This is a genomic window from Anaerobacillus sp. 63XJN7_5_ISO-PGPR-S23-430 (assembly GCF_056173695.1).
The window spans coordinates 3,036,085-3,054,193 of sequence record NZ_CM149686.1; the positions used below are offsets into that span (position 1 = coordinate 3,036,085).

Genomic DNA, 18,109 nt, shown 5'->3' on the forward strand with positions numbered 1-18,109 from the left:
GCAGGGCATCGGTTTTGTGTTTGATTACAATTCGATTGTTTCTCCTGTTTGAAGAACCTTACCTTTTGTACCTTCAAGGCTTTCAGTAAACGCCTCGCCATTTTGTTCAATAAGCGGGAAAGTATTGTAGTGAATTGGTACGGTTATTTCAGCTCCTATCCATTTTGCAGCGATAGCTGCATCTTCAGGACCCATAGTAAAATTATCACCAATTGGTAGAAACGCAAGATCAATTTGCTTATTAGATAATAGCTTCATATCAGAATAAAGCCCAGTATCACCCGCGTGGTAGACCGTCTTACCTTCTGCGCTAAAGAGAATACCCGCTGGCATCCCTGTGTAAATGATTTGCTGGTTTTCTTCCTCAGTGTAGCTCGAACCATGGAATGCCTGAGTTAGCTTCACATTACCAAACTCAAACTCATGCGCCCCACCGATTGCCATAGGATGCGTGTTAACACCTTTAAAACCAAGATATGTAGCAAGTTCGAATGGAGCTACGACTAATGCATCGTTTCGCTTTGCAATTTCAACTGTGTCACCAACGTGATCATTGTGTCCATGTGTTAGCAATATCACATCGCAAGTAACTTGATCCGCATCTAAATCACATTGACCATTACCGGAAATAAAAGGATCAATTAAAATTTTTGCTTTGTTCGTAACAACTTCTACAACTGAATGACCATGAAATGTAACTTTCATTTGTTATCGCTCCTTTAACAATTGGGTTTCATTACCTTCCCTAAAACGCTAGGAAGTGGGTTCTCTACTTATTACGTTCCCTTTGATAAACGATCTAAACTAATAATACAACCAGGCATTCTCATATTTTTCAATTAAATGAGGGCGAATTAGAGTATTAGGTTCAAAGCTGATTTTATTGCCATCTTTCACCATGTGACTGTCCTCATCTTTACCAAATACAGTAAGAGATGGAATCATCTCGTCTGAAAGATAATCGGTTTGAACTGAAATATCCAATTTCTCTTGAGCTACAGGATTCCTTGTTGCCATAACAAAACCCCAGTTCCCGAAACTTGGAATATCAACGTGATAATTTGACGTTCGTAGTCCAGTTTCTGAAATCGTTCGATCAATCGTCCAATAAGCTTCCCTCGCAAATAAAGGACTAGTCGCCTGCACCATTAGCGCCCCATCTACATCTAAATGATTGCGCAATAAAGAGTAGAACTCCCACGTGTAAAGCTTATTCAAAGACTCATTATTTGGATCTGGGAGATCAGATATGATGACATCAAACATTTTTTTCTGTTTTTCAATGTATTGAAAGGCATCTTCATTATGAATATCGACACGTTTATCCTCAAGTGAATGCTCATTTAATTCCATTAATAAATGATGATTCTTCGCTAGTTTTACCATTTCCGGATCTAGATCCACTACCGTAATGGATTTCAGATCGTCATATTTAAGTAGCTCTCTAACCGCAAGTCCATCTCCACCTCCAAGTATAAGAACATCCTCCGCTTCTTTAACAGCAGCCATAGGAATATGGACAAGTGTTTCATGGTACCTATGTTCATCACTTGAGCTAAACTGAAGCTGTCCATCCAAATAAAGTCTTAGATCTCCCTGCTCCTTCGTTAAGGTTATTTTCTGATAGGATGTTTCCTCAGAGTAAATGATGGGGTCTTTGTATAGGCGCTGCTCAAATGAGAACGCCATCTCCTCTCCAAATAAAGTCCCACCAATCATTAGTACAAACAGAAGAAAGGCTACTCCAATATAGATTCCTTGATAGACGATCTCTTTTCTAAATGAATAAATCATCCAAAATGCAACGAGAATGTTTACAATAGCTACAAGGAAGGCTGATTTTACTAGACCGAATTCCGGACGAAGGTAAAAAGCAAATAACATTCCTCCTACAAGTCCCCCAGCATAGTCAGAGAAGAGCACCCTGGCCGTGCTTTTGTTCATTTCCACGCCAATCTCATTCGCTTTCCGAATAAGAATGGGTAATTCAAGACCAGTTAGTCCACCAACAATGAGAATAATGGAATAGAGTACAATGGCTGTTGCTTCTTCTCCCGCAAAAGCTGTAATTCCAAACACAGCAAAACTTGAAAATCCTCCAATTAAGCCAATAAGAAGCTCAATTGCAATGAATCTCGTAATCAGGTTTTTAACTACCTTTTCACTCAATGATGCGCCAATACCCATACCTGTTAGAAAGAGCGAAATAGTTAACGTGTATTGCTTAACCCCGTCTCCGAGTATGTAAGAACCCAGTGCGCCGAACAGCACTTCAAAAATAATACCGCAAATGGATACAATTCCTGAAGCCCAGTACAATTGACTGCTTTTACTTAACGTCTTGCTCATGACTTCCACCTTCAGCTGATCATTTCTTTTTACGTAATTGATGCTCCTACTACTAAGCCCAGGCCTATTGAAACACACATCGATAGAATGCCTATTGATACGACACCTTCACTAAGCTTCTGTTCAACCGAAAATCGTCTAGTAAGAAAATCAAAAATATAATAGGCAACTAATTGAAGCACTACACCATACGCTCCCCAAATAATTGTTTCGAGAACATCCGAACTATGGTATATAGAGAATGCTAGTATTAAACAAATCCCGATTATCTTACCACCTATTGAAAGTGCAACGGCCGTGTTCCCGTTCTCAATCTGTTCCCAGTCCTTATATTTCGTCGTGATCAATTCAAACACAATCAATCCAACTACAACAACGACAATCGCCGCTATAAAATAAAAAAATGTTAATAGAAATGGCCCCATGTCATGATCCTCCTTTGTTTATTTTCCTGTTCCAGGTCCGCCCCCACGATTAGATCCTCGGAATGATGGAATCGTGGACGGTCCTTTATATGAACCTCCAGTAGATCCATAACCGCCATAACAATTTCCGCTAGCGCTCTGACAGCGGTTCTTCTGCTTCTTGCCCCAGTCGTCTACATCAAGTATTTCATCAAGAATGTAGTAAGCTAGCAACCCATCAAAGAAATCCGGCTGGTAATTATCTCTCACAAAGCCAACTGTCGCAACTTCAACTAGTGTGTTTGATGGCTCATCACTTTCTTCTAATGTAACGATATAGTCATCATAAACAAGAATTTGCTTACCTTCTTTTAATTCACTGACTTCATTCGGCTTTATTTGTTCCTTAAGATAGGTGGCAACAGAAGGAATATCTTCCTCAGCAAGATAGACCTTTGAGGTATCGTTTGAATCCACGCTACTCGCTACAACATCTTCAAGCTGATAGCGGTCTTCAACAATTTCGAGAATATCCTTCGTAATCCCACATGCCGATAAGAGCAGAATGAATGCTGTCAGCAATCCTATTAGCCATTTCATTCTTCCACCCCATTTAAGGGGAAAGGTTATTCTTTCCCCATTTTTTTCTTTAGCTCAGCTAATTCATCATCGATTCCATTATTTTTATCGAGGGCCTCAAGCTCATCATCAAGCGAACGATTTTTGGAACGCATATCTTCACTTGTTTCAGCTTCTGCCTCATATTGAAGGACCTTTTCTTCCATACGCTCAAATCCTCGTTTAGAATCATCACCACCAATATCAGACATGGCGCGATTCATTTTTGTTTTTGTTTTAGCTGACTCAGCTCGAGCCTTCAAACTATCTTTCTTCAGTTGCATTTGACGATATTCTTCTTTCATTTCATCTAATTTTGAGCGAAGAGAGTCGGCGTCAGCTTTTGCTCTTTCGTACGATACCTTTAATGTTTCCGCTTTGGCTTCATGATCTTTCTTATCCTGAAGCGCTCTTCTTGCAAGATCATCGTTATCAGTTTGGAGAGCTTTCTCAGCTTGCCCCTGACGCTTAGTCACCATAGAATTAGCATCGTCCCATTTTTTCTTTAACATCTTTTCATTAGAGATTTGTTTTGCAACAGCGGTTTCTGCTTCTCTTATATCCGCTTCCATATCCCTCATAAATTGCTCTAGCATTTTTACGGGATCCTCCGCTTTATCAAGTGCAGCGTTTAATTCAGAAGACATAATCGTTTTTACTCTTTTAAACATTTTAAACATTCGCTTTCATCCTCTCATTTGCTTCCAGCAAGAATTTTGATTTCATAATCTTCAATCGCGTAACCTTTACTCACTTCTACTTCGGAACCCCAGACTTCAATGGATAGATAACTTGATTCATCTTCATTGGAAAAATCATAATACTCGACTTCCTGTCCATCTAGATTACTTCCTCGTCCATTGCCCGTCACCTTTGCGTAACCATGTTCCTCTTTATAATAAGTAACGGAATCAATGCTTATTTCTTCAGGAATTGGTTTCGAGATTTTTTCTTTTACATTTCGATAAATGCCTAGCTCTAGTTCATCATCCATTTCAACACTAAGCCAGATCGAAGATGATCCTGAGATTAACTGGTATGCTTGCCATTCGTAACCTTTATTATGATATGTTAGCGTCCCCACAACCTCATAATCCTCAAGATCATATGTGATGATATCTCCTACCTGAATCGTAAAAACCGTTCTTTCTTCTACCTTCTTCTCTTCTTTCTTTCCAAAAAACTTTGATAAAAAACTCATACCGCGACCTCCCATCCTCTCTTTCATACGAATGATCGAGAAAAATGTTCCCGTTATTTTTCCCGTTTTCTATGTGTAACCATACTTTCCTGTTCTGTAAAATAGAAATCCAGTGGCGGTCGTTCTGTTAAAAGAGCTTTTTTCTCTAGCTTAAAAAAACTAATTTTTTTATACGGGTCTCCTTCAATAATTGGAGGTGCTTTTTCAGAACGAATGTATGCATCTACCGCTCTTTGCACTGCATCAATCCAAAAAGGAATGTGACGGTTTTCCTCTTCAAAGAGTTCGAATGTCTCTTTTGACATATAAAATGATTTAGAAGGAATGCCTCCAAGATGGGGAGCGAGGAGAGAAGAATCAAGTTCATTATTTTCTTTTACCAATACTTTCAACGAGATCCCATCTCTTTTCTTTTCAGCAAATGCTCCGACAGCCTGTCGTATCTCATGAAGGCTTGCATCTATTATCCCGATTGAATGTTGCGGATTGTTTTTAATGCTTTTTTTACTCCAAAAAGCCATTTGATGATTCACCTCCCTCTCTTATGATTCGTATAACTATATAAAAACCCTTCAACGCTGATGAAAATTTCTAAGCTTTTTAATACGATAAAAAAATAAAGCAGCTAACGGTTAGCTGCTTTATTTCTACTTCTATTTTTCAAGGAGTGAGCGAGCATTTTTATATGTGAGCTGATGGGCTTCAGCTACTGCTTCGTACGTTACAAATCCGTCCATCGTATTAATTCCTTTTAGCAAAGGTTCATTTTCAAGACAGGCTTTTTTATAACCTTTATTCGCAAGCTGAGCGGCATAAGGTACAGTCACATTCGTTAAGGCAATGGTTGATGTACGCGGAACAGCTCCAGGCATATTCGCTACCGCATAATGAACAACATCATATTTTGTGTATGTCGGGTTGTCATGAGTTGTGATACGATCGGTTGTTTCGAAAATACCTCCCTGATCAATTGCTACATCAACAATAACAGAGCCCGCCTTCATTTCTTTGATCATCTCTTCTGTTACAAGCTTCGGTGCTTTTGCCCCTGGAATAAGCACTGCACCAATCACTAAATCTGATTCTTTCACGGCTTCTGTTATATTAAGTGGATTGGACATCATCGTATTAATCTCAGTACCAAAAATGTCATCAAGCTGACGCATTCGTTCTGGACTTAAATCCATAATTGTCACATCGGCACCAAGCCCCATCGCAATTTTCGCTGCGTTCGTTCCGACGACTCCTCCACCAATAACCGTTACTTTACCTCTTTTAACCCCAGGGACACCGCCCAGAAGAATACCGAGTCCTCCTTTAGGTTTCTCAAGAAATTGAGCCCCTATTTGAGCCGCCATCCGACCAGCAACTTCACTCATGGGTGTCAAAAGAGGTAGCGAGCCATTTGGTAACTGAACGGTTTCATAGGCAATTCCGATAACTTTTTTTTCTACAAGAGCCCTGGTTAATTCTGATTCTGCAGCAAGATGAAGATATGTAAATAAAATCAAACCCTCACGAAAGTAGACATACTCCTCTCGAAGTGGTTCCTTTACTTTCATGACCATTTCCTTCGACCACGCTTCAGCGGCCGTCTCTACTAGATGAGCTCCAGCTTCAAGGTACTGATCATCCCCAAAACCAGATCCAACGCCCGCTCCTTTTTCGATATAAACTTCATGACCTAATCGCGTTAAGGTCAATACGCCAGCAGGGGTCATTGCTACACGGTTCTCATTGTTTTTAACCTCAACAGGCACTCCAATATGCATTGATACTCCTCCTTTATCTCTAACGAGCCATATACTGTTACCTCTATTGTATAACATTTAATACCATTAAATGAGGGAATGACTTAAGGGGTGAATCTATTTCATCAATAGATCGTATTAGTTATCGGAATATTTTTACACCATTATCATATACCCCACTGCCACCATTAACAACCCGCCAATTAAGCTAATTGATATATATGTAACAGAAAGCCAAAGCTTTATTGAGCCTAGTTCAAAAGCCTCGTACATAAAGGTGGAAAAAGTCGTTAGTGCTCCGAGAAATCCAGTCGATATCCCAGTCCCCCAATCGCCTGCTCCGAAAGCCATCCCTAGTATGAAACTTCCTATGAGGTTAACAAGTAGAGTGGCTAGCGGGAATTGAGAAGTGTTCCATCGGTTAACTATTAATGCCGTTATATATCGAAGCCATGCCCCTATACCTCCACCGATCGCAATCATTAACCACTCCATTACGTCACCTTCCTCGTTCTTTTAGCTAGTAAGACTCCAAGGAAGACACTTAGAATTCCACTTACAATAGTGCCGCCCCCATAAAGGCCCATCTTAATAAACTGACCATCTTTTATGTAGACCAAAAGATCAAGGGAGTAGGTTGAAAAAGTCGTAAATGATCCTATCATGCCAGTTGCAATCATTTTTTTCGCTGGCTCTGAAAAGCGATTGTTTGAATGATTGTATTGATAGAAAAACCCAAGGATAATGGAACCTACTATATTTACTATAAAAGTCGATAAGGGACTGCCATTCAATATGGTTCCCACCACCGCTCGTAGTGTAGCACCAATTGCACCACCTAAAACGACTGCAAAACTATTCTTCACTTGAATGCGGCTCCTTTCACGTCTTTCCTCATCTTAACGAAACCGCTATTCAAAGTCTACCGATCGTTTTGGTTCCAGACCCAAGTATATAATCTTCCACTTGCATCCATCCATTTCAACTCAAATCGCTCTGCATTTTTATAACCAAAGGTGTCCATTTTCTTTACTAATTCCTCTACGCGCGCGATTTCAGTTACTTCCAAATGCTGAAATAACGCCTCTACTTCGTCTTTTGCACGATCACCTTTCTCAACGACCGTTCCATTCTCTACCTCAAATTCGTTCGGACTGGAAAATTCCCATTCATGTTCAACTCCATTTGTTACTACCATACATTTAAACGAGAAGCTGTTTTCTAATGTAGAAGCCTCTGCTCGAATTGTAAATAGACACAAGTAAATAGCAAAGGTTATGACAACAAACTTTTTCATTATTAATCACCTCACCCTTATGCTGAGTGTAAACAGCAAATATTATTCCTAACCGAGCAATCAGGATTGCTTCATTCTTTTTTGCGAACTAAAATAAAGATAAGTCCGTAACTTTAAAGGAGATAATATGAGCAGTCTAAGCAAAACCTCTTCTACTATTCAAATTGAGCGTTATGGGCTTGAATCAGTCCCAGAAAAATTACGCACAACAAGATGGTATGAGTATGCCATGATTCAAATGACCGTTTCTGTCAATGCCGGTAACTTTCTCGTCCCAGCTCTCGCCGTCCTCGAAGGCGGCCTTAGTTTTGTATGGGCAGTTCTCGCCACTGTATTTGGAGCAAGTCTTGCATTCCTTTTCGTGTCTTACCTTTCTTTTCCAGGGGCACGTCGAGGTATCCCTTCACAGTATGCAGTAAGAGCTTTTGTTGGTCTGAAAGGAGCTCAATACTTCGCCTCTCCCGTAAGAACCATCACGTCGCTCTATTGGTTTTCTGTACAAACCATTGGAGGTACTTATATGGTTGTAGAGCTGATGAAACGTGCTTTTTCAATCGACCTTCTTTTTCTACCAACATCTCTATTTCTCGCTTCAGTAATGGCTTTACTTGCATTAATAGGATTCAATGCCGTCAAAAAAGCCACAAGGTACTTTCTCCCTCTTCTATTTGCCGGAGGAGTTGCCATGTTGTTTGTGTATTCTCAGACTCCTATTAACGGGAAGAGTTACTCAACCGTTCTATCAGTTAAACACGGTCCTGAACTAGGCTCTTTCTTTTTCTTTGCCAGCCTCGCTTTTGTGCAGTATGTATCAGGTGTTAGTAGTTCTTCAGACATGGCAAGGTACGCAAAATCCACTCAGCATGCATTCTGGGGAATCTTCTCAGGAAATACGATTGGTTTCACATTAACAGCACTACTCGGAGCCTACACCGCTTCAGTAGCTAGTACGTGGAACCCATTTTTAATCACGAGTCAACAAACACAGTCACCACTCCTATTGATACTCATTTTTGCTTCAGCCCTTTGCTCGATGATTATGATTAACATTAGCAATGCTTATACAGGAGGATATAGTCTGCTTAATACATTCCCCTCTCTTGGTCGAGTAAAAAGTGCGGTATTACTAGGTTGTGCCGCTGTTATATTAAGTGGATTCCCTACTTTTGTTAACCAGGCCGAGTCATTTATTTCACTTCTTGGAGCCTTCGTTATCCCGTTATCAGCTGTAATCGTGACTGATTTTATTATTGTGAAAAAAGGAAGGTTTACTTCAGCGATGCTCCAGGAATTATCTGAGAAGGCCAAGCTCTTGAATCGACCAGGGTTTGTCGCGATTTTAATTGGTCTTATCTTTTACATTATTCTTCCTGCATCCTATTCACCAGGTTTTCTCTCATTTTTCCTAACTGGTGGATGTTATCTCGCTTTTCGTTACTTCCCAGTTCGTTAATCATGGTGAAGTTCCATTAGAAACAGCAATTCAAAACGATCATAAATAAAAAAGTTCATGCGCTCAGCATGAACTTTTTGCTTTTTAATAATAACTTTTCCTGTCAGCTTTCCGTGGTAATTCTTTTGTTTTTTTAGTTTCTTCTTGATCAATGACACCACTCTGGTATGATTCACTCAACTGCTGATGCACGGCCATTTCGCCATTCTCATCGTAAATCAGTTCCTTTTTCTTATCAGCCATAAGACATCCTCCTATCATTTCGGACTTGCGCTTATATTGTTTCCAAAGCAAGGATGAAAAATGCTTCTAAAAATAGGATGATTGAATCTGAAATCGGAATGGATGGTCACATAAATTTCGTTACAAGACATTCTTTATTTATGGAGCTCACGGACAATATGCGGCAACTCCGGTAGCAGTAATCGCGACATTGCTAATTTGACTGCTCCTGAAGACCCAGGCATAGCAAATATTGCCGTTTCACCTGTCACCCCACCAATGGCTCTACTAAGCATCGCTGGAGTACCAATATCATCTGTATAGCTAATCATGCGGAATAGTTCTCCAAATCCCGCAAGCTCCTTTTCGAGTATAGCTTCAACAACTTCATACGTAACATCTCTTTTGGATATTCCAGTTCCACCATTTAATAGCACAACATCAACGTCTTTATCATCTATACCTTTTTGAATCGCCTGGCGGATCTCTTCTTGTTCATCTATTACGATTTTCATTTGCCCAACCATATGATTGTTTTCTTCAAGTAAGGAATAAATAACATCTCCGCTTTTATCCGTTTCAACTGTCCTTGTATCGCTCACGGTTACAATGAGAGCTCGAATCAATGGTGCATCTTTTTTGTGATCTTCTGCACTCATCCTACGTCCCCCTTTTCAAGCTCATTCAAGAAACGTTTCTGATAAAATTTATGTGCGGTTTCACTTACCGTTCGCGCAAATCTATAGTTCACTCCCGCTCCCATGGCAATTCCAAGAAGCGGTATTCCTTGAATTACTTTTTTCCTTAACATCATAAGAACAGTTCCCTTTATAATTTGCTTCATTGGTCCTTGTAGCCAATTTCCGTCTGCAATTTCTTCAGGCCCTTCATAAAAATAAGGATGCGTTTGCTCATGCTTTATCTCTTCCTCTAACGTTTTCCAGGCTTGTTCTTGTAGCACTTTCGGTAATGTTGCCATGTGAAATACTTTAAGAGCGATCATCATTTCGGAAGGATAGTTTACTGGATAGCCATATGTCATCGCTATTAGCTGAACAGTACGCAAGTTAATAGCAAGTACAGCAGGTATATCAAGACCCAGCAGTAGAAAACTCCCCGTTCCAGCAAGTCCTCCTTGAGCAAATGATACCATTCGCTGACGGGCAATTTGTTGATCTGCTATGTAAACAAGGTGATCAATCGAGAGGTTTTTCATATCCTGAATTTGTTCAATTTTAGGATCAAATAACCTTGCATCCGTTAACAATCGATGACTGGCATCCACTTGCGATTGTGAGTTTTGTATAAGCGAATGCATATGAAAAAGAGCTGAATCAATTACAGCATACAAACGGTTTTTCGTTGGTGACTCTAGCTGATTAAGCTGATAGTCATACCATTTCTGGAAAGTGCGCTCTACGTCCGTTGCATGATGCGTAAAGTGCTCTTCCTCCCATTGAATTATGCCGTTCATTCTTTTTTGTTCTCTATCTGTCCACACCATTCAAATTCACTCCCTTACAACTCTTTCCTATATTGTAGCTTTTCCAATCAAAAACTTCCAACAAAGGTGGAATAAGGAGTAAAAAAAGAACAGCGCATCTGTTAAGATACGCTGTTTCTCTAAAGTCTATTTTGAAAGCCTAACTGTATCACGCGCAATGACGACTTCCTCATTAGTAGGAATAATCATTACTTTGACAGGTGAGTGAGGGTAGTTAATGAAAGCTTCTTTCCCCTTCACCTTATTTAGAGCTGGATCCCAATATACGCCCATAAATTCAAGGCCACGAAGTACACGTGCACGAACAGCATCACTATTTTCACCGATACCTGCTGTGAAAATAATAGCGTCTAGTCCTGACATGCGCGCTGCATAAGACCCAATGTATTTATGAATACGAGAAGTAAATACTTCTAGTGCTAATTCAGCACGTTCATTTCCAGCTTCTGCTTTACTAGTGATATCGCGAAGATCACTTGAGAAACCAGACACTCCAAGAAGACCACTTTTCTTATTCAATGTATTCATTACTTCTTCTGCTGTTTGACCAGTCTTATCCATAATAAATGGAATCAAAGCAGGGTCAATGTTACCTGAACGAGTTCCCATTGTTACACCAGCTAGTGGAGTGAAGCCCATTGATGTATCAATTGACTTTCCGCCTTGAATAGCTGCAATACTCGCACCGTTACCAAGGTGGCAAGAAAGGAGACGCAATTGATCAAGCGGGCGACCAAGCATCTCTGCCGCTCTCTCTGAAACATACTGGTGAGAAGTTCCGTGGAAGCCGTACTTACGAATACCATAATCTTTATAATAATCGTAAGGGAGACTATATAGGAACGACTGCTCAGGCATAGACTGATGGAAAGCTGTATCAAATACGGCTACAGATGGAACATCTGGTAGAATTTCACGGAATGCACGAATCCCAACAAGGTGAGCGGGGTTATGCAATGGCGCAAGCTCTGATACTTCTTCAATGCTAGCTAGTACATCATCCGTAATCAATGCAGAGTCATCAAATTTCTCACCGCCGTGAACCACACGGTGTCCAACACCTTCAATTTCATTATAGGAAGAGATAATGGAGAAGCTAATCAGCTTATCTAATAGCATTTTAACCGCAACTCCATGATCAGGAATATCAGTAATTTCTTCTTTCTTTTCACCGTTCACTTCTATTGTAAAAATGGCGTCATCAAGGCCGATTCTCTCCACGAGTCCTTTAGTGATAACAGTTTCTTCCGGCATATTTAATAGTTGAAACTTCAACGAAGAACTACCGGCGTTGATTGCGATTATTTTCGCCATATGTGACAGCTCCTTTAATTCAATAAAATTAGAATACGACACGAAAATAGAAGGGTAAGACCCTTCTATCTTTAGCACTCTTATTATTTAAACATCGTCCATTACTTTATTCAAGGTGAAAACCGCTTACATTCAAGTATTCCGCCAATTCAGATTTGTAAACGTTTCATAACCTTTAAGAAAGCTGTGAAAACCACCCGTTAATCTGCTGCATCATGTTCAACATCGCTTCACGATTGGAGAAGGATGGAAGCTTTGCCATCATAACTTGTTTAGGCTTTAACGTATGTTCTCCTTTTTTCTGAGTAACAAGAATACTTTTAGCTTGCGACTCATTCGCAAATAAACTTGTAGGCAATTGAATAATGCCGTGGATAACAGAGCGATCATTTAGCAAATTCCTCACTTGCTTGGCTCCATCATCTCCAAAGAGAAAGTTTGGAATCATAAAGAAGAGCATGCCAGACTCTTCTGTCATATTTAAGCTTTGTTCGATAAGAAGATGGTGAACGTAAGACATCCCTTCTTCTGCTTTTAATTCGTATTTTGCAGATGCTTCCTCATGGGGATAGTAACCAACAGGTAAATCAGTTACGATCGTATTAACCTGGGGAATATAAAGTGGCTTTACGCTATCCTGGTGAAGAAATTCTACCTGGTGTTTTTGCAAATTCGCATTAACAAAACCTAAATGTAATAAAAGATCATCTGGTTCCGCCCCGAATGCTTCAACTTTCTCACCTTCTAATTGGTTTAGAACAGAAGTGAGTAAATTTCCTGTTCCTACTGCAGGATCAAGAATTTTCATTTCCTCTATATTTAATACATCTTTATATTTTTTCACAAGATAACCGATTAAATGCGCAACACTATCTGGAGTCATGGCATGATGAGGCTGAATTCCTTTCTTCATCCCTTTCAGAAGTGCAAGCTGGATCCCTTTACGCACTGTTTCTTTCTTAGCATCCTCAAGATCACATGAATCATAAAGAGCTTTAAGACGGACAACGGTATCCGTATCTAGTTCCTCTTGTAATACTTTATTTTCAAATATGTTTAAACCTGTCTCAACGAGAGCTTCAAGATACGACATTTCCAATTTATTTTGAATAACTAGCGTCGATTCATCAAGCACGTTATATAAATTTTCTACAGTTAGTTCGGTCATTGATTGGCCTCCTATCAGTTCGCCGTCTCTATTGTAAACAGTCTTGAGTTCTTTCGCAACATCGGAAGATCATCTGTTACGAGAGAGACTTTTTATACTTTGCAAAAGTTTATGGCTAATCGAGAGTTTTCTACACTAACGTCTATGAATTATAGATCACAATACAATTCCGTTAAAAAAGGACTCCGATCACGTCATCGAAGTCCTTGCCATGTTTGTTTACATTATTCAGCTTGCTTAGCGGCGTTAAGTGCAGCGTCATAATCTGGGTGATTTGTTGCTTCACTAACATATTCTGTGTATACAACTTCGTCCTTACTGTTTACTACAAAAACAGCTCTTGCTAATAAACGAAGCTCTTCCATCGCTACGCCAAAAGCTTTACCAAATGAAAGATCGCGATGATCAGATAAAGTAATAGCATCTTCAATTCCAGCAGCACCGCACCAGCGCTTCTGTGCAAATGGGAGGTCAGCGCTAATTGTTAACACTTTCACGTTATCAAGCTTAGCAGCTTCTTCGTTAAATTTACGTGTTTGAGCATCACAAACGCCTGTATCTAGTGATGGTACGACACTAATGAGACGAATACCTGCATAATCATCAAGCGTTTTTTCAGATAGATCATTAGCAAGAACAGTAAAATCAGGCGCTTTGTCCCCCGCTTTTACTTCTTCCCCTAAAAGTGTCATCGGCGTTTCTTTAAATGTAATATTAGCCATGTTCATACCTCCTTCATAATTGGTCGTATGTACGACTGTTTTCATCATATATGCCATCGCTTCTGATTTCAAGAAATCAGCTAAGGCTTTCTAGCTCAGTTTTTATGAATCAGAGGTATTTATGTTCGATTAATGCAACTTAGTTTTCTAGAATAACCCACAATGGCAGAAGAATCGAATCTAAAGACCATATAAAAAAGCTACTTTAATTAAAAGTAGCTTAAAAATCCAAATCCTGCTTATCGTCATCCTGCTGTCTCTTATGACCACGGAAGAGGTGTTTTCCTTGGGATGTATGTCGCGAAGATTGTGAATCGCTTTGGTGATCGTTTCCTCTTCTTCCCTTAGTCTCATGATTCATATTCTGAAGAATGCTTTGTACTTTTTCAATTGCCTGTGGGGCAAGATCGAGCAATCTCTCATAAAGATGTGTGGTGTTATCAAGGTGTATCATCTTTATATCGCCAGCACTTACAATTAAAAACGCAATTGGCGTTATGGAAACACCACCACCACTACCTCCACCAAAAGGATCGCCTTTGCTTTGCCCTTGCTGATCACGCTGATTGGACTGTTGCTTTAGCATAAATTCACTACCACCAGCAGCAAATCCAAATCCAACCTTTGACACCGTTAGAATGACGCTTCCATCAGGGGTTTCGACAGGATCACCTATAATCGTGTTGACATCAATCATGTCTTTCAGATTTTCCATTGCAGTCTGCATAAGTCCTTCAATTGGATGTTCAGGCATTTTGTGTTTTCCTCCTTCACTTACTAAACCGCTAAGCCTCCTGCACATTCTTTTGAGACTTCATTAATTTAATTGCCGCGATCATAGCATGCCCCAGTTTAAATGTAATCATGCATCGTATATAAGTTTGAATCGTTTTCACTTCATAAATTGGTGTTACGATGAGTTGAGGGACTGAATGAAGATTAGAGTAATGTGATAAAAGTGTGAAGATAGCGACTTTTGTATTCATAATAAGTTCAGCTACTACTGCAGTACTTGCAGCGTTTCCCATTCCAAAATTTGTTTCCCATTGAATCGTTCGAAATCGTGTCTTCCTAAGAAAAAACAAAACAGATGTTTTAGCCCCAAGCGTTTTTTTCAGTAACTGGATGACCTCTTTGAGGTCACCTTTCAGCCCCTCTTCTTCTTTGCTTGCTTTGACAGCCTCTTCCCCACCTTCTAATAACGTTTCAAGTGGTATGGTTGTCTCATAAATAACTAATCCGAAGAGGGCTTTCACAGCTATTTGAATTTCTTCAACTGAAGAAGAGTGTTCTATTGTGAACGTTACTCTTACTGTCGAAAAAACAATAAGGGGTAAGGAGGCGATCACTAATAAGCCAAATATAGCAACAAGAATAATAATCAATGAATAGCCTCCTCCCATATACCTTTCTATTTTGAGACAGTATTCATGAAAATAGAGTATAAAATAAACCTGCCCAATATGGACAGGTTTATTCATTCAGTATGTTCTTATTCTTCGTGCACAACAATTGTATCAGCGAACAAATCATGGATTCCTTGTTTCTTTTTCGTAAAAGCAACGACAAGGAAACCAACAAATAAGATTGTTTTACTAATAAATCGTCCAATGCCTTCTCTAAAAATAACCGTTCCCCATGTTAAAGTCGTGCTTTTAACAGAGGCTACCCTTAAACCAAAAAGCATTTTCCCTAGCGTTTGAGATAAGAACTTAGTCATCAGTATAAAATAAGCGTAATACACGATACCTGTTAATATCGCCTGTAGCGGCAGATAGGCAGGTTCATTAGCAGGAAGATCAAACCCCTTGATCATAGGAGTAATCAGAATTCCATTCAAACTTGCTACAACAATAATATCAACTAAATATGCCCAAAAGCGCATCCAGAAGCCAGCAAAACGCTCGTGCTTCACTTCTTTCTCTAAAGATGCGGGAGAGGCAGTCGTACTCATTGTTTCATCCATTCTGCCTGCCTCCTTATTCAGAATATAAATACATTAACTCAGGGGATTGTGGAGTGGATAATAACTGCTGGATGCCTAAGAGATCTTTATCAGGCCCCATGAGCTTAGCGGCCGTCATTTCAAAGAGAGAGTTTAATCCTAAGTTTTGCTTATATTGCACCACTTGTAACTTACGATCTCCCACGTCTTCTTTCATACCGGCAATTGTATCTTCAAGATTTCCCAGGTCATCAACAAGGTTAACTTCCTTCGCTTGCCTGCCATCATAAATTCTTCCGTCAGCAAGCTCCCTTACTTTGCTTTCATCCATTCCTCTACCTTCACTAACTACCCGAACGAATTCATCATATGAATTATCAATCATTGATTGGAGAATGTCCCGTTCTTCATCAGTCATTTCACGACTAGGAGACATAATATCTTTATGTGGACCGCTCTTAATTGTCTCCCATTTCACTCCTACCTTCTCAGCTAGTTCTGCATAGTTCATCGACTGCATAATAACACCGATGGAACCTGTAATCGTGGAAGGACTCGCAACGATTTTATCAGCTGGAGCTGAAATATAATAACCCGCAGAAGCCGTCATGCTTCCCATTGAAACATAAATGGGTTTATCCGTTTTCTCTTTAATCTCTAAGAGCTTATCATGAATCTCTTCACTTTCTACTACCCCGCCGCCCGGCGTATTAAGTCTTAAAATGATGCCTTTAACACTGTTGTCTTCCCCAGCATGCTCCAAACGTTTCATAAACACAGCATGATTGTATCCAGACTGTGGAAGAAAACTAGTGTTTGTTCCAGTATCTTGAATAACTCCTTCCACATTCAAAACCGCAATCTTATTCGAACTACTACCTTCCTCAATAACCGTCTCTGCAAATTGGTCCGTTGTGTTCATTTCTTCCTGCCATCCTCCAAATGCCAGACTAGAAACAAAATTAAACACGATTGATACGATAATCAGAACAACGGTAATGCCGAGGGCGATCCATCGTTTTCCATTCATAGTAAGCCTCCTCTATATCCTGATGCTATCTTATGTACGATGAAGCCAACTTATTGGTTTCATATTTTTGAGAATACCATACAAAATAAGGAATCGCACTCCTTAGAAGCGTTTGAACAAATTTAATGTGTCGAGAGAGGGAACCATAGAAAGTACACTTTACTCTTCTTTCCGCACTCGTTCATAGCCTTGAATAAATGAGCGAAATCATAATTTTTTCTTTTTTCTAAAAAGCGATAATGATAAAGTAAAGAAGACAAACAGATAGACAGGGAGGAATCTACATGCCAAATCGGCGTAATTTGTTTTTTTTCTATAAGCAGTCAAAAGAAATTCAGGAGAAAGTAGAACCGTTAAAGGCACTAGCAGAAAAAAACGATTTTCATATCGTAGAAAACCCTGAAGAAGCTAGCATTATTGCAAGTATTGGAGGAGATGGTGCTTTCCTTCAAGCCGTAAGAAAAACAGGTTTCAGAGAAGATTGCCTTTATGTAGGAATTTCTACTGGTGAGCTCGGATTTTATTGTGATTTCCACATCGACAACATCCAAAATATGGTGGGAGACATTTTGTCAGAAGGCATTGAAGTTCGTCGTTACCCGACGATTGAAGTAAAAGTGAACAATGAATCATCCTTCTATTGCTTGAACGAGTGCACCATTCGTTCGTCAATTATTAAGACACTTGCCATGGAAGTTTATGTGGAAGATTTTCACTTTGAAACATTTCGTGGAGATGGTCTCATTGTTTCCACACCAACAGGAAGCACGGCGTATAATAAGTCCGTAAACGGTGCAGTGGTAGATCCTAAGCTTGCTTGTATGCAAGTAAGTGAACTCGCTTCACTAAACAATAATCATTACCGCACGCTCGGCTCTCCTTTTATATTAAGTGATGAGAGAACGCTTTCTCTTCAAGTTATTCAGGATGGTAATGATTATCCTGTTATTGGTATTGACAATGAAGCAATGAGCATTCAGCATGCTCAAGAAATTCAAATTCATATCCCAGAAAAACGCATTAAAACTGTTAAGCTTAAAAACAATTCTTTCTGGCATAAAGTTCAAAGAAGCTTCCTCTAAACGAAAGAAGCGCCACAAAAATGTGCGGCGCTTCTTTTTTTATTGACTA

The 18,109-nt window shown here is 39.7% G+C and carries 23 protein-coding genes; 2 read left to right on the forward strand and 21 right to left on the reverse strand.

Features of this window, described 5'->3' with window-relative positions:
• Positions 1 to 24: 24 nt before the first annotated feature.
• From AC0VYJ_RS15985 to AC0VYJ_RS16035, 11 genes are all read right to left on the reverse strand, one after another.
• A complete protein-coding gene (locus AC0VYJ_RS15985) occupies positions 25 to 705 on the reverse strand; it encodes a metal-dependent hydrolase (RefSeq protein ID WP_194219288.1) in 681 nt (226 codons plus the stop codon).
• 99 nt (positions 706 to 804) lie between these two features.
• Complete coding sequence (locus AC0VYJ_RS15990) at positions 805 to 2,349, reverse strand: polyamine aminopropyltransferase (RefSeq protein ID WP_475365604.1); 1,545 nt, start codon at positions 2,347 to 2,349, stop codon at positions 805 to 807.
• 29 nt (positions 2,350 to 2,378) lie between these two features.
• A complete protein-coding gene (locus tag AC0VYJ_RS15995) occupies positions 2,379 to 2,774 on the reverse strand; it encodes a DUF350 domain-containing protein (RefSeq protein ID WP_430241431.1) in 396 nt (131 codons plus the stop codon).
• A gap of 18 nt (positions 2,775 to 2,792) precedes the next feature.
• Complete coding sequence (locus AC0VYJ_RS16000) at positions 2,793 to 3,353, reverse strand: DUF4247 domain-containing protein (RefSeq protein ID WP_475365605.1); 561 nt, start codon at positions 3,351 to 3,353, stop codon at positions 2,793 to 2,795.
• Positions 3,354 to 3,379: 26 nt separating this feature from the next.
• The gene (locus AC0VYJ_RS16005; RefSeq protein WP_430241435.1) at positions 3,380 to 4,051 is read right to left on the reverse strand and encodes a PspA/IM30 family protein; all 672 of its coding nucleotides are present in this window, start codon (positions 4,049 to 4,051) and stop codon (positions 3,380 to 3,382) included.
• A gap of 14 nt (positions 4,052 to 4,065) precedes the next feature.
• Positions 4,066 to 4,572, reverse strand: coding sequence for a DUF4178 domain-containing protein (locus tag AC0VYJ_RS16010; RefSeq protein WP_475365606.1), 507 nt, complete (start codon positions 4,570 to 4,572; stop codon positions 4,066 to 4,068).
• Positions 4,573 to 4,625: 53 nt separating this feature from the next.
• On the reverse strand, positions 4,626 to 5,093 hold the full coding sequence (locus AC0VYJ_RS16015) for a DUF3939 domain-containing protein (RefSeq protein ID WP_475365607.1): 468 nt from the start codon (positions 5,091 to 5,093) through the stop codon (positions 4,626 to 4,628).
• A gap of 132 nt (positions 5,094 to 5,225) precedes the next feature.
• A complete protein-coding gene (gene ald / locus AC0VYJ_RS16020) occupies positions 5,226 to 6,344 on the reverse strand; it encodes an alanine dehydrogenase (protein WP_475365608.1) in 1,119 nt (372 codons plus the stop codon).
• Positions 6,345 to 6,479: 135 nt separating this feature from the next.
• The gene (locus AC0VYJ_RS16025) at positions 6,480 to 6,818 is read right to left on the reverse strand and encodes a fluoride efflux transporter FluC (protein WP_475365609.1); all 339 of its coding nucleotides are present in this window, start codon (positions 6,816 to 6,818) and stop codon (positions 6,480 to 6,482) included.
• On the reverse strand, positions 6,818 to 7,189 hold the full coding sequence (locus AC0VYJ_RS16030; protein ID WP_475365610.1) for a fluoride efflux transporter FluC: 372 nt from the start codon (positions 7,187 to 7,189) through the stop codon (positions 6,818 to 6,820). The genes AC0VYJ_RS16025 and AC0VYJ_RS16030 overlap by 1 nt, the downstream gene beginning before the upstream one ends.
• A gap of 56 nt (positions 7,190 to 7,245) precedes the next feature.
• Positions 7,246 to 7,620 carry a hypothetical protein gene (locus tag AC0VYJ_RS16035; RefSeq protein WP_194219278.1) on the reverse strand — a complete coding sequence of 125 codons (375 nt, stop codon included), beginning with the start codon at positions 7,618 to 7,620 and terminating at the stop codon, positions 7,246 to 7,248.
• A gap of 127 nt (positions 7,621 to 7,747) precedes the next feature.
• On the opposite strand from AC0VYJ_RS16035, the gene AC0VYJ_RS16040 reads away from it, so the two are divergent.
• Positions 7,748 to 9,073 carry a purine-cytosine permease family protein gene (locus AC0VYJ_RS16040; RefSeq protein ID WP_475365611.1) on the forward strand — a complete coding sequence of 442 codons (1,326 nt, stop codon included), beginning with the start codon at positions 7,748 to 7,750 and terminating at the stop codon, positions 9,071 to 9,073.
• Between the two features lie 84 nt (positions 9,074 to 9,157).
• Here the strand turns inward: AC0VYJ_RS16040 and AC0VYJ_RS16045 are convergent, their stop codons facing one another.
• From AC0VYJ_RS16045 to sppA, 10 genes are all read right to left on the reverse strand, one after another.
• Positions 9,158 to 9,316 (reverse strand): hypothetical protein, encoded by a 159-nt coding sequence (locus AC0VYJ_RS16045; protein WP_226614667.1) that lies wholly within the window; start codon positions 9,314 to 9,316, stop codon positions 9,158 to 9,160.
• A gap of 134 nt (positions 9,317 to 9,450) precedes the next feature.
• The gene (locus AC0VYJ_RS16050) at positions 9,451 to 9,954 is read right to left on the reverse strand and encodes a MogA/MoaB family molybdenum cofactor biosynthesis protein (RefSeq protein ID WP_475365612.1); all 504 of its coding nucleotides are present in this window, start codon (positions 9,952 to 9,954) and stop codon (positions 9,451 to 9,453) included.
• Complete coding sequence (locus AC0VYJ_RS16055) at positions 9,951 to 10,799, reverse strand: EcsC family protein (RefSeq protein WP_430241447.1); 849 nt, start codon at positions 10,797 to 10,799, stop codon at positions 9,951 to 9,953. The genes AC0VYJ_RS16050 and AC0VYJ_RS16055 overlap by 4 nt, the downstream gene beginning before the upstream one ends.
• A 126-nt stretch (positions 10,800 to 10,925) precedes the next feature.
• Positions 10,926 to 12,113, reverse strand: coding sequence for an acetate kinase (locus AC0VYJ_RS16060; protein ID WP_475365613.1), 1,188 nt, complete (start codon positions 12,111 to 12,113; stop codon positions 10,926 to 10,928).
• Positions 12,114 to 12,288: 175 nt separating this feature from the next.
• Positions 12,289 to 13,281, reverse strand: coding sequence for a class I SAM-dependent methyltransferase (locus AC0VYJ_RS16065; protein ID WP_430241452.1), 993 nt, complete (start codon positions 13,279 to 13,281; stop codon positions 12,289 to 12,291).
• Between the two features lie 224 nt (positions 13,282 to 13,505).
• Complete coding sequence (tpx, locus tag AC0VYJ_RS16070; RefSeq protein ID WP_194219271.1) at positions 13,506 to 14,003, reverse strand: thiol peroxidase; 498 nt, start codon at positions 14,001 to 14,003, stop codon at positions 13,506 to 13,508.
• Positions 14,004 to 14,223: 220 nt separating this feature from the next.
• Positions 14,224 to 14,757 carry a GerW family sporulation protein gene (ytfJ, locus tag AC0VYJ_RS16075; RefSeq protein ID WP_194219270.1) on the reverse strand — a complete coding sequence of 178 codons (534 nt, stop codon included), beginning with the start codon at positions 14,755 to 14,757 and terminating at the stop codon, positions 14,224 to 14,226.
• Between the two features lie 31 nt (positions 14,758 to 14,788).
• Positions 14,789 to 15,388 carry a DUF2953 domain-containing protein gene (locus tag AC0VYJ_RS16080; protein WP_430241455.1) on the reverse strand — a complete coding sequence of 200 codons (600 nt, stop codon included), beginning with the start codon at positions 15,386 to 15,388 and terminating at the stop codon, positions 14,789 to 14,791.
• A gap of 107 nt (positions 15,389 to 15,495) precedes the next feature.
• The gene (locus AC0VYJ_RS16085; protein ID WP_430241457.1) at positions 15,496 to 15,969 is read right to left on the reverse strand and encodes an RDD family protein; all 474 of its coding nucleotides are present in this window, start codon (positions 15,967 to 15,969) and stop codon (positions 15,496 to 15,498) included.
• 13 nt (positions 15,970 to 15,982) lie between these two features.
• Entirely contained in the window at positions 15,983 to 16,978 is a 996-nt protein-coding gene (sppA, locus tag AC0VYJ_RS16090) for a signal peptide peptidase SppA (protein ID WP_475365614.1), read from the reverse strand.
• Between the two features lie 284 nt (positions 16,979 to 17,262).
• Between sppA and AC0VYJ_RS16095 the strand changes: the two genes are divergently transcribed.
• The gene (locus tag AC0VYJ_RS16095) at positions 17,263 to 18,060 is read left to right on the forward strand and encodes an NAD kinase (protein WP_475365615.1); all 798 of its coding nucleotides are present in this window, start codon (positions 17,263 to 17,265) and stop codon (positions 18,058 to 18,060) included.
• The last annotated feature ends 49 nt before the right edge of the window (positions 18,061 to 18,109 follow it).